This window comes from Runella sp. MFBS21, assembly GCF_029433105.1.
Taxonomy (GTDB): Bacteria; Bacteroidota; Bacteroidia; order Cytophagales; family Spirosomataceae; genus Runella.
Genome location: NZ_JARNTW010000011.1, coordinates 146,087 through 158,322 on the forward strand (window position 1 = coordinate 146,087; position 12,236 = coordinate 158,322).

Sequence of the window (12,236 nt, forward strand, 5' to 3'; positions counted from 1 at the left end):
ACAGTTCCTCCCTGAGAGGTCGGATTGACGGTGATTTTGACCGATTCTGAATTGGTAGTGGCACAAACGCCGCTTTGTACAACGGCTCTAAACCACGTATCGGCCGTTAGGTTGCCTATCAAGGCACTAGTCAGCGTGGTAAAAGTACTAGCAATATCCGACGGATTGCTGAAGGCAGCATCGCTGGATTTTTGCCATTTAACAACACTTCCGACTTGGCTGGATAAACTTACATCAGCTGGGGAAGAATTCGCACAGATGGTTTGCGCATTTCCAACAGTTCCTCCCTGAGAGGTCGGATTGACGGTGATTTTGACCGATTCTGAATTGGCAGTGGCACAAACGCCGCTTTGTACAACGGCTCTAAACCACGTATCGGCCGTTAGGTTGCCTATCAAGGCACTGGTCAGCGTGGTAGAAGTACTAGCAATATCCGACGGATTGCTAAAAGCCGCATCTGACGATATTTGCCACTTTAAAACGCTTCCCGATTGACCACTCAGATTCACATCCGATGGTGCAGTGCCGGAACAGATCGTTTGTGGACTATTCACTGATCCGCCCGAAGGCGGTGTATTAACCGTAATTTTGATTGGCGTAGAATTGGCCGTTGTGCAGTTGCCACTTTGAACGACGGCTCTGAACCAAGTGTCAGCTGTTAATGCGCCTATTTGTGTGCCGGTAAGTGTGGTAGACGTGCCGATAATATCAACAGGATTGCTGAAAGCCTCATCGGTTGATTTCTGCCATTTAACCACATTGCCCGTTTGACTGCTTAGTCTTATATCATCGGGGGAAGTACCCGAACAAATCGTTTGGATGCTGCTAACACTACCACCGACTGAAAGAGGGCTGACTGTCAGTTGTGTAGTATCCGTAGCTGTACAGCCTTCTTGAGTAACGGTTAGGGTCAGCGTATAGTTGGTGGGGGAAGTGACGGAAGGAACGATAAAAGAGGGATTCTGTTGCTCGGAGCTGAAGCCGGCGGGAAGACTGCTCCAACTGTAAGTGGGAGTCGTTGTCCCGCTACTGTTGCCGCTGAGTGTCAATGCGGCCCCCGAACAGAGGTTTGGAGAGAAGCCGGACGTGATTGAGGCCGTCAGTGCACATTCCTTAATCTTGACCAACCAATAGTCATATCTTCCCCGGGAGACCTCGGTTTTGTCCCCATCGGCCTCGGAAGAGGAATAGCCTCCCAACACCAAGCTGCCATCGGAGGTAACCGTCAGACTGTGCAGCTCATCATTACCTGCACCCCCGAACCGTTTGTCCCAGATTTTATTGCCGTCTTTATCAATTCTGACTACCCAATAATCATATCTTCCCCGGGAGACCTCGGTTTTGTCCCCATCGGCCTCGGAATCGGAACTTCCCCCCAACACCAAGCTGCCATCGGAGGTAACCGTCAGATTGTGCAAACTCTCATCATTGGCTCCCCCAAACCGTTTATCCCAGATTTTGTTGCCGTCTTTATCAATTCTGACTACCCAATAGTCAAGTCCTCCCCGGGAGGTCTCGGTTTTGTCTCCATCGGCATCGGAAGAGGAATAGCCCCCCAACACAAAGTCGCCGTCTGAGGTAGCCGTTAGACTTTGCAAATAATCAGTACCTATACCCCCGAAACGCTTGTCCCAGATTTTGTTGCCGTCTTTGTCGATTCTGACTACCCAATAGTCATAGGATCCCCGAGAGGCCTCGGTTTTGTCTCCATCGGCATCGGAATCGGAATAGCCTCCCAACACAAAGCCGCCGTTCGAGGTAGCCGCTAGACTTTGCAAATAATCATTACCTATACCCCCGAAACGCTTGTCCCAGATTTTGTTGCCGTCTTTGTCGATTCTGACTACCCAATAGTCATAGGATTCCCGAGAGGCCTCGGTTTTGTCTCCATCGGCATCGGAAGAGGAATAGCCCCCCAACACAAAGTCGCCGTCCGAGGTAGCCGTTAGACTTTGCAAATAATCATTACCTATACCCCCGAACCGCTTGTCCCAGATTTTATTGCCGTCTTTGTCGATTTTGACTACCCAAAAGTCAACTTCTCTCCGGGAGGTCTCGGTTTTGTCTCCATCGGCCCCGGAATAGGAACTTCCCCCCAACACAAAGCCGCCATCGGAGGTAGCCGTCAGACTGTGCAGCTCATCATTACCTGCACCCCCGAACCGTTTGTCCCAGACTTTGTTGCCGTCTTTATCGATTCTGACGACCCAATAGTCAAATCCTCCCCGGGAGGTCTCGGTTTTGTCTCCATCGGCTCCGGAATAGGAACTTCCCCCCAACACAAAGCCGCCGTCCGAGGTAGCCGTCAGATTTTGCAACTCCTCATAATCTTCACCTCCGAAACGTTTGTCCCAGACTTTGCCGACGGACTGCGCCATCGCCGGCGGAGATAACAACAAAAGCAGCCCAAAACAGAAAAACAAAAAAAGGTACCTAAAAGGAGGAGTATAGCGCTCCGGCGGTAACAGGACCAAAACGTTGTAATTACAGTACATGAGAGACGGGTTTAAAAGTAGGCGGTTCATAGTTGATTTATACGGGCTCAGCTTCACTCGGTAAGCAGTAATCATTAGAAAAAGTACTTTTGAGGCCTTCTACGACGGCACCGGTAAGCCTTAGCCGGCAGATATGGGTATTTTAACTTTCGAGTTATTTAGTGTTCTCAGTAAATATTTGATAGGATGGTGTTATTCAAAAGTTTTTTAAATCCGGACGAATTTGATAGACATCCTAAGCTATCAAAGTAATAAGGGGTTCAGTTCATGCAGCTTAAACCTTTTTTGCAGCAAACGGTCAATCCAACGTGCCGGTAGGAACGGCTTTAGCAAGGTATAGATCAGCAGTTGTCGTCCGATTCGAATACGGATGGGCGGATTCGGAGACAAGACGCTGTTTGCCAACTTGTATGCTAATTCCTCGGCAGGCATGGCATCGGCGGTCTGGGAACCCAGCGCACGAGCCAGCGCGGCTCCCCTCACCGGCCAGTAAACCGACTCGGGGCGAAAACGAGCCTGAAGCCCCTCGGCGGCCGTTTGGCCAAAGCCGGAGCGAATCATGTTCGGTTCTACCCGCACGACCTGAATGCCCAGCGGGCCTAACTCCAGTCGCAGGGCGTCGGTCAGCGCGTGTACCGCTGATTTGGTGGCACAATAGACCCCTGCGAAAGGTGAAGTGAGCACTCCGGCGGTACTGCCAATGTTAATAATCATGCCCCGACGGCGGGTCATCATGTCCACAGCCAAGGCCTGGCTGACCCGAAGAAGCCCCAGCACATTGACCTCGAATTGCCGGCGCACTTCCTCCAGGGGCATTTCAATGGTAGGCCCCATGGCCCCGTACCCCGCGTTATTAATGAGGATGTCTACCGGGGTTCCGTCGGCCCGGAGTCGGGCGCAGAGGGCGTCAACGTTTTGTTGGTCGGTTACATCAAGCATCTGAGTCACTAAACCCCGGTGCTGCAAGTCAGTCAGAGCGGCCGGCTGTAAGCCGGTGGCATAGACCCGATGCCCTCGCCCATAGAACTCCAGGGCCAATGCCCGTCCAATTCCGCTGTCGCAGCCGGTGATTACGATTGTTTGTTGTACGGATGTCATCGTGGAAATGATCTTTAATGATTATGTATCGGGTTACTTTTATTTGCATTACCGGTTGGTTTGCAGGCCAATGGGATTACTTAGTCGACCTATACCTTCCAGCACTAATTCCAATTGATCGCCGGGTCTTGGCAGATGCCCATTCTCGATTCCCGAACCGCCCGGCAGCGTACCGGTTCCAAAGAACTCACCCGGGAACAGGTACTCGCAGTGGGAAACGTGCGCCAAAGCCTCGCCTAAACTAAATTGGGGTGATTGAGCACTGACACGGGAAACCAGTTGGCCGTTGATGCGTACTTCTCCCGTAAGCTTTTGCCAGCGGGGCAGAATCTCATCGGCGGTGACCAGTTCGTGACCCAGTACATTACAGAAGTGTTTGGCTTTCTGGGGACCAAAGCCACTGTCCATTTCTGCTCGCTGCACATTGCGAACGCTGACGTCATTGAACAGGACGAACCCACCAATGGCAGCTTCAGCCTCCTCAGGTGTTGCATTGTAAAGTGGTTTGGTCAGCACCAACCCCAGTTCAAGCTCATAATCCAACACCGTACAATAGGAAGGCCAGGGAATGGTTGCACGATCGGGAATAAAAGCCAGGTGATTGCCCAGGTAATAGATGGGCTGCTGATACCAGAGAGGTTTAGGATTGAAGGCGAAAAATGGCCTGCGACTCAACCTTTCAATAGTTCTGATAATGGGGTAGACCTTCGGCAAAAAGTGTTTGGCAAACCCGCGCGAAGCATCAATCACATGGCTTTCATAGAGCATAAAGTCCCGATAGGAAGCCGGTTGAAAAGGCAACGTCGGCGTACCGGTTTCCTGTGTAGGTGAACAGGAGTTGGCCACCTGCTGAAGCGTGTGCCTCTGCTGAGGCAAAGCTGCGAGTATGCTCAACAGCGAACCGGAAATGGAATGAAGAGAGGGCTCCTTTTGGGCTACCTCGCTAAGGTTGACCCAGCCGGCCCTGGTTGCTACCTGTGAGGCCGGCTGGCCCTCGATTAAAACCTGTCGTAATCGCATGCGTCGATTGGCTTAAAATACCGTTGAGTTAGTGTCCGATTAACCTGATTGCCCCTCATTGCTTCAGGTGCAGTATTTAATAGATTTTGATCTCCCATTAAAAAAGCGGGAGGATTACTCAATACTTAATTAGGTCAGGCGAGGAAATCGCTTTCGCTCGTTCTTTGCCATAGGTGAGCTTTCGCCAGAGCCATTCCAGAGGTCCCTGCCGGTAGTACATCAGCCATAGATTGCTGTAGACTATCTGAAATACATAGATGGCTACGGCGACTCCCAGTGATTCGAGTAAGGTCAACCTTCCCGAAAAGCCCAGGCTATAGCCGTAAAAAAGACCCATACACAACAGAGTTTGCATCAGATAGTTGGTCAGACCGAGCCGACCGGCATTGGCAATCCAACCGGTTATTCGGGAGGGGTACCGGGTGAAAATCAAGGATATCTCAATCAGATAGACCACTGTCAATAAAGGTGTTCCGAGAAAGTCAGCCAGTGAAATAATCAGTGGTTCGTAGGTCAATTGGTTGATATTCGGGAGGTGGACTTCGAAAACGGGCAGGCCGGCGATTCCTTTTAAAATAAGCCCCATTGGAAACAGCAGGAATGCCATTCGCAGGAATTGGTTTTTGACTTCGGTCAGTCGATTAAACAGGTGCAGTTTCCCAGCCATCAGACCCAGCAAAAACATAATCTCATAATGCAGGTAACCCGCTAAACCGTGTTGGAAAGCCATGACATGCAGCATGGCAACTCCCAGACTTTGCAGGCTCATCACCTCCCAAACCGAACCATGTTGCCAAGTAGCGACCACCTGCATCACGACAGCATCGAACTGTTTCTGACCGGCCGCCAGAGCCGCCGGGGTCGATGGAAACGCCAGGGCCTGGACTATCTGAATCACGATGCCCGAAACGGCCAGTCCAATGATCCATTTACCCAACACGGCAACCGACTTTTTGCGGAAATAAAGCAATGTAAACCCCAGCAGCGCATACTTGTGCAGGACGTCCCCAAACCAGAATATAAAGGCATGGAGCAGTCCCAAAGCCAAAAGTATCCACAAACGTCGTTTGAAAAGCCGGTTGGTATTCAGCCCCGCGTGTGTATTCTTTTCGCTCATCAGGTAAAAGCCCAGGCCAAACAGAAAACTGTAGATCGTATAAAACTGCCCTTTTACCAACAGATGAATGAAAAATTGGGTCGGCGCGTAGCTATCCGGCCGATCTAGCCCCAGCGTATATACCTGCTGAGGACGCAGAAATGCAAACAGTGCATAGGTTTGCACATTGATAAACAAAATGCCCAGTAGGGCTATTCCCCGAATAAAATCAATCGTGGCTACGCGATTAGTGGGGTTTGAATTTATTATGGAATTCATCAAAAATTGGTTTAGGGACGTGATACAAATTGACTCAGAGCTACCTCATAACTGCCATCCGCGTTGGTACGAATACTGTAGCGGGTGGGATAGTTGCCCGGTTTGGCATATCGGACCGGCTGGGCAATGGCTTTGTCGAAGGAAGGGCCGGTTTTCAGGAAACTCATAGCTACCATCTGTTCCCAAAAAGTCACTTTTCCATCATACGTCCCAAACACGAAGGTTTCAGTGAAAGGCTGTCCCTTGAATTCCGGACTGCTGCCGTCCGACCAATGCGCCCCCATAGCGGGCACGCCTCCCGGATTTTTAATAAAGCCTACAGGCAGGTACTCTGGTGCCGGGTTTTTGTCAAACTGATTCTTGGCCTTGTCATAGGTCGGGATGCTCATGACCTCGTTCATGGGAACCAGGTAAAAATGCAGGTCGAAATGCGCCACATCGTAAATGCCTTTGGGTTCATGACCGGTTGGATTCCAATTGATCATGATATGCCGGAAAGGCGTTTTCTGAGTGGCCTGATCGGGTAGAGCGAGCATATATTCGCCCGCAGCGGCCGTGGTGGGCAGGTTGTAAATGGCACCTTTGCTCAAGGTAAACCCCAACGAAGCAGGATTCCCCCGGTTATCGAGTTTCACCCAGGCGTTCGCTTTCCCGCTGCCCATGGGAATGGAAGGGCCAGTAATAAGACTCGGTTGCTGCTCTTGCGGTTGGGTGCAGGCATGTATTAACAGTAGCGTGGTGAGACAATAAAAGAGAGCTTTCATAAAGACTGGTAAAAAAGATTAAGAAATATCTATCTGCTTTTTGGCGAATAGTTTATTGCAAAATCACAGGGGACAGGCGACTGCGATTCAGGCACAAAGCTCCGACCAATCCCGAAAAAGGATGGTAAGTCAGGTTGCAAATGTGGTAACTTAGGTTGCAGGGTGCCGAAAAACACGCCTTTTAGGGACATTTAGGCAGATCGGGCAAATTCGCTGGGGGTCATCTGATACTGCTCCCGAAAACACTTGGCAAAATACTGGGGGCTGTCAAAGCCCACGCAGTAGGCCGTTTCGGAGCTGTTATAACCCTGTTGCAGGAATTGAGTGGCCCGTTTGAGTCGGTAGATGCGGATGATGTCACCGGTGGCCAGCCCCGTCAGTGCTTTCACTTTACGATGCAACGAGCTTCGGCTCAAATGGAGCTGGTCGGCTAACTGCTCCACACTCAATGACGAATCATCCAGTTTTTCTTCGACGATGGCGTATAGTTTTTCCAGAAACGGATTAAGCGGCACCGGCTCTGCCAATGTAGCCGAAGATTCACTCGGTGGGTCGAGCTTGGCGGGTATCGGCCGTGCCAATTCCTGCCGCATCCGCTCGCGGTACCGACGCTGGCGTTCGAGCAGGTTATGGGTCCGCAATACCAATTCCTGCACATGGAAAGGTTTGGTCAGGTAATCGTCGGCCCCACGTGTGAGGCCTTCCAGACGATTCTCAAAGGTTACTTTAGCCGTTAGCAGGATAACCGGAATGTGATTGGTCTGTTCCTCTTCCTTTAGTTTTTGGCAGAGTGTGTAGCCATCCATTACCGGCATCATCACGTCGCTGATGACCAGATCGGGCAATTCGGCCAGCGCCTGCTGAAAACCGTCGGTTCCATTAATTGCCCGACTGATGCGGTAAAAGGCAGGTAAACTATCGGCAATGAAATCGGCCAGTTCGGAATTATCTTCTACCAGTAGCAGATGCGGTGGTTCGCTATAGCTTTCGTGCAGGATCGGTATGTCAGCCGGCGTGAACTCAATGAACGGCTCGACCACCTCCTTTGCCGTACCCGCTGGGTCGGCCCGTCGGTAAGGCAGCGTCACCCGGAAGGTAGTACCCTGGCCAAGCGTGCTTTCCACCGCAATATGTCCCTGCTGCAATTGCACCAGTTCTTTTACCAATGCCAGCCCAATTCCGGTACCCATTTGAGGGTCAGTTGAGGGATTAAATCCATCTTCCTGCGTATCCTTAGACCCATTGGCCGACTGCTGAAAAAAACGGTCAAAAATCAACGGCAGTTTGTCGGCGGCAATGCCCACACCAGTATCCGAAATCACCAGTTCCAAGTCGGCAGAAACATACAGCGAAACTGTAATTTGACCGCCCTTGGGGGTAAACTTCAACGCATTTCCCAACAGATTGGCAATAATCCGTCCGAGTTTTTCGTCATCAAACCAGTAGGTATCCCGTATGGCAGACAAAACCGATAAGGTGATGCCTTTGCGGGAAGCTTCTTCCTGAAATAAGCCAACGGTCTGCTCCACAAACAAGCCGATATTCCCCTTAGTCTCCTGAACTGCCAAAGCCCGAGCTTCCAATTTGGAAAAATCGAGGAGTTGATTAATCAGGGAGAGTAAGTGACGGGCATTGCTACTAACCGATTCCAAGCGTTTCACATAGCGAGAGCCGGCCAGTTCCTGAATCAAGCCGGGCATCGGTGAAAGAATCAGGGTCAGTGGGGTGCGGAAATCATGTGTTACGTTGGTAAAAAAACGGGACTTCATCTCATCCAGTTCTCGCAATTGTCGGGCTTCCTGTTGGCGTAGAGCCACCGCCTGCTGAAGTTCCAGGCGGTTCAGCCGTAACCTGATTCCATATCGAATACTTCCTAAGACTATTATTCCATAAAGTACATAGGCCCACCAAGTAGCCCAGAAAGGAGGATTGATGGTAATGACCAATCGGCGCACATAGGGACTCCACGTCCCTGACGTATTGGACGCGTTGACCAACAACGTGTAGCGACCGGGAGCCAGCGTGGTGTAAATGGCCTGCGGCTGACCGGTTTCCACCCAATCATCATCCACGCCTTCCAGCTTGTAGCGATAGTGATTTTTGCCCGACCGGTTGAATTGCAAAGCCGCGAAATGTAGTGTCAGGAAATTCTGATGATAGGGTAAGTCGAGCTCATTAACGGCATGAATCGGGGCTCGAAGAAAAGACACAGGACCGGGCTGAGCCGGCCGGTTATTGACATACAATTCGGTTAGCTCCACTTTGGGATGAAACGAATCGTCCCGTAGCTGGGCAGGTCGGAACGAGGTAATGCCTTCCACCCCGCCCATAATGACCTGCCCATTGGGAAGTTGAAGGTAGTGAAAGCGGTTAAATTCATTGGCCAGCAGGCCGTCTTCGGTCGTGTAATTTTGGATTTTAAATGTTTTACGATTCATTCGGCAAAGCCCTTTGTTGGTGCCGATCCACAGGCTTCCGTGTTGATCGGGAAGGGCAGAATAAATTACATCATTGGGCAAACCGTCCTGCTCCGTGATCCGCCGACACTGACCTGACCGTTTGTCGAATTTACACAATCCTTTACCGAACGTTCCGATCCACAGCCCATTCGGATCGTCAGGATCAGCCGTTAAACAATAAAGCGTATTGCTGCTGAGCGAAGTAGGCTGGTTGGGCTGGTGAACATACTTGCTCAATCGTCCCGTTCGCCGGTCGAACCGATACAAACCCTGATTGTTCGTAGCAAACCAAAATGCCTCCTTATCTGCCACCATCTGTATAAATTCGATAGAGAATTCCTCCTTAAAATGATGGTCTGAACGAATCCACTGACGCTTATCAGGTTCATAATACCATAAGTAATGAAGCTCGTTATACCAGTGGAGTGCCCAGATACGTCCCTGCTCGTCGGTCGCCAACGGAGTAATCATTTGTACAAAGGGAACCGGAAAATCAATTCGCTGACTCTGATGAGTAGCCAGATTAATATGATAGACGGTAGACGTGCCGCAATTGACCCAAAGATCTCCCTGATGATCAAGCGTATAACGGAACATATACGGATCAGCATACCGGGTAGAACCGGTTTGAGCCGCCGGCAAATGCAAACATTGGGTAAATACATCCGTCTGAAAACCATTTCGGTAACGGGTTGTCTCAAAGCTGTTCGCCCGTAAATCGTATTTGCGCACACCTGAACCGTCGGTACCCACCCAGAGCACATCCGAGCGATCAATCAGCAGACTGGAGCAATACCCGGTTTGGGGCGTGAAGCGGGCTATCAGTTGGAGCTTCTCCCGGTCGGTGAAGCGAAATAGGCGATTTCGCTGATCCAGATAAACAACACCCCGGCTGTCGGTCACAAAGTGGATACCCCATAAATGATGTTCTCCCCATAACGCTTTATCTTCGTCAGGCAGTCGTTGGGACCAAAACTGACCCGTTTGGGGATTGAATTGACAGACATAATGATGGGTACCCAGCAGCAGTTCACCCGATGGACGTTGGTACATTCCAAATATGGCCGGTTCGGGCAGCGCAAGCGGTGTCTGAGAATTCGGACGATAATGCCGGAAGTATTCGGTCTTCTCGTCCAACCGTTCCAGGCCGGCATCAACTGTTCCGATCCAGATGGTACCCTGCTGATCCTGCAGTACCGAACGTAGGCGATCCGAGCCTATGGAATGCGGTTGATCAGCGCGGTGACGAAACCGCCGGGCGCGCCGGGTAGTCAAATCATAACATACCAATCCTTCTCCATCGAAGGCCATCCACAGCCTGTTCTGCCGGTCGGGATAGTAGTGTTGGGCACCTATATGGGGAATAGTCAGGCCGGCCAGTTGCTCGGAGATGTCGGTGAAGATTTCCGTGAGGGGATCAAACATAACCAGCTTGCCCTGTTCTGAAGTGATCCAGATACGGCCCTGATGATCAAGCAGCAGGGAGGCAATACTGGAAAAGGGCATGGACGATTTTCCGACAATCTGCTCCCGGAAGATTTTTAAGCGGTTTCCGTCATAGCGGCAGAGACCATCATGGGTAGCCATCCAGATAAACCCCTGTCGATCCTGTATAATGCCTGAAACAAACCCCTGTGGTAAGCCCTGGCGATCGGTAATGAGTTCAGGCTGTGAAAATCCCGGTGATTGCGCTCCTACGAGCGGACATAAAAGGATTAACAGCGAAATCAATAACCCTATCCATGGCCGGTGTCTATTGAGTAGCATATTGTGAATATGAAGTCAAAAGAGCAAATATATATGGTGTACCCCAAAGTTTAGACAAAATAGGTTTTGTTTTATAATTGAGCTATTTTTTGTTTAAAATTGCATTATTTTTAGGTATTGGTACTCGTTGATTGAAAACTTGGTTTGGAGTGAGGTATTTCAAAGCTTGATGTTTTCTTTCGTTGTTATAGAATTGAACATATTGAAGAAGTCCTTCAAAAAGAGCTTTCCCATCTTTATATTCCTTCAAGTAAATATGTTCATATTTAATGGCTCTCCAAAAGCGTTCAATGAAAATATTATCTAACGCCCTTCCTTTTGAATCCATCGAGACTAATATTTCATTCTCCAACAACACTTTTGTAAAGTCGTTTGAGGTAAATTGAGCCCCTTGCGGGGCCGCCCTTTAGATTTGAGTGTTGGTAATTTTCCAAGATTTGGTAGCTTGCCAACAAGTAACCAGGGCGGGTTTACCTATGGGGGTGGTGCGCCACTGCGACGCAGAGTTATTGCTCTATGCGCGGGTTTAGGCCCTGTCCTGTATTACTTGCTTAAGTCTTAGATGGAAATTCGGGTATTATAGCCGATTAGTAAGGGTTTGAGCAGGAAGCAAGGTAACTTGTTAAACCCCTAAATTATTATTCCTTATGGACATTCGCTATTTTATTGGTGTTGACCGGGGGTTCCTGTGCACTTTCTAAAGCTACGTTAGATTGGGCTGTTTTCGATGGCAAGCACATCGTCTTGCAAAGTCAGTCGGCTAACTCAGAGGCGGGTATTAAAACCACACTCAAACTCATACAGGCGTTGCCTAACTTTAGAATAAACGAGTCGGTGTGTTGCATGGAGCATACGCCAAAGGGCGGCCCCGCCAAATTTCTATTTGATGTTTGGATAAAGACAGGATATAGGTCGGAGTGCCGATGCACTTCAATCCCGTGGTGGTTTTTTCCCATGCGACGCCTTAAAGTGCCTATATCCTGCTCAACAACTGGAAAGTAAACTTACCAGTTTCTTGGTTTTGTTCAATCACACAAATCTAAAGGCGACCCCATTGAGTTTTGGCAAGCAGCGAGGGCTGGCCTCTGAATCGGCCGGCACCGGCCGTCCGGCATGAGTCTCTAACTCTGCCGAGCGATAGGATGTACCATCGGAGCGCCGATGCGACCCAATTTGCTTACTCAAGTTATCCCAATTTCTTGGAATAATATTACAAAACAAATCTAAAGGCCGATGCGGCTTGTCGTTAATAACGTTT

8 protein-coding genes are annotated in these 12,236 nt (G+C 50.0%); all 8 read right to left on the minus strand.

Annotated elements, in window-relative coordinates:
- Window positions 1-2,525, minus strand: a 2,525-nt coding sequence (locus P1X15_RS20220; RefSeq protein ID WP_277339950.1) for a hypothetical protein, incomplete at its 3' end; no start/stop codon positions are given.
- A gap of 213 nt (window positions 2,526-2,738) precedes the next feature.
- Window positions 2,739-3,593: an SDR family NAD(P)-dependent oxidoreductase gene (locus tag P1X15_RS20225; RefSeq protein WP_277339951.1), complete on the minus strand. Its 855-nt coding sequence runs from the start codon at window positions 3,591-3,593 to the stop codon at window positions 2,739-2,741.
- A 48-nt stretch (window positions 3,594-3,641) separates the two neighbouring features.
- The gene (locus P1X15_RS20230; RefSeq protein ID WP_277339952.1) at window positions 3,642-4,613 is read right to left on the minus strand and encodes a fumarylacetoacetate hydrolase family protein; all 972 of its coding nucleotides are present in this window, start codon (window positions 4,611-4,613) and stop codon (window positions 3,642-3,644) included.
- 118 nt (window positions 4,614-4,731) lie between these two features.
- Window positions 4,732-5,988 carry a DUF418 domain-containing protein gene (locus P1X15_RS20235; protein WP_277339953.1) on the minus strand — a complete coding sequence of 419 codons (1,257 nt, stop codon included), beginning with the start codon at window positions 5,986-5,988 and terminating at the stop codon, window positions 4,732-4,734.
- A gap of 11 nt (window positions 5,989-5,999) precedes the next feature.
- Complete coding sequence (locus tag P1X15_RS20240; protein WP_277339954.1) at window positions 6,000-6,752, minus strand: DUF5602 domain-containing protein; 753 nt, start codon at window positions 6,750-6,752, stop codon at window positions 6,000-6,002.
- A 191-nt stretch (window positions 6,753-6,943) separates the two neighbouring features.
- Window positions 6,944-10,978, minus strand: a complete 4,035-nt coding sequence (locus P1X15_RS20245) for a hybrid sensor histidine kinase/response regulator transcription factor (RefSeq protein ID WP_277339955.1) — start codon at window positions 10,976-10,978, stop codon at window positions 6,944-6,946.
- 82 nt (window positions 10,979-11,060) lie between these two features.
- On the minus strand, window positions 11,061-11,306 hold the full coding sequence (locus tag P1X15_RS20250) for an integrase core domain-containing protein (RefSeq protein WP_277339956.1): 246 nt from the start codon (window positions 11,304-11,306) through the stop codon (window positions 11,061-11,063).
- Between the two features lie 424 nt (window positions 11,307-11,730).
- Window positions 11,731-11,934, minus strand: a complete 204-nt coding sequence (locus tag P1X15_RS20255) for a hypothetical protein (RefSeq protein WP_277339957.1) — start codon at window positions 11,932-11,934, stop codon at window positions 11,731-11,733.
- Window positions 11,935-12,236 lie beyond the last annotated feature (302 nt).

Coding starts and splice junctions, on each gene's coding strand:
- P1X15_RS20255 (WP_277339957.1), bottom strand. CDS start 11,934: ATGGGAAAAAACCACCACGGGATTGAAGTGCATCGGCACTCCGACCTA.
- P1X15_RS20235 (WP_277339953.1), bottom strand. CDS start 5,988: ATGAATTCCATAATAAATTCAAACCCCACTAATCGCGTAGCCACGATT.
- P1X15_RS20250 (WP_277339956.1), bottom strand. CDS start 11,306: ATGGATTCAAAAGGAAGGGCGTTAGATAATATTTTCATTGAACGCTTT.
- P1X15_RS20230 (WP_277339952.1), bottom strand. CDS start 4,613: ATGCGATTACGACAGGTTTTAATCGAGGGCCAGCCGGCCTCACAGGTA.
- P1X15_RS20225 (WP_277339951.1), bottom strand. CDS start 3,593: ATGACATCCGTACAACAAACAATCGTAATCACCGGCTGCGACAGCGGA.
- P1X15_RS20240 (WP_277339954.1), bottom strand. CDS start 6,752: ATGAAAGCTCTCTTTTATTGTCTCACCACGCTACTGTTAATACATGCC.
- P1X15_RS20245 (WP_277339955.1), bottom strand. CDS start 10,978: ATGCTACTCAATAGACACCGGCCATGGATAGGGTTATTGATTTCGCTG.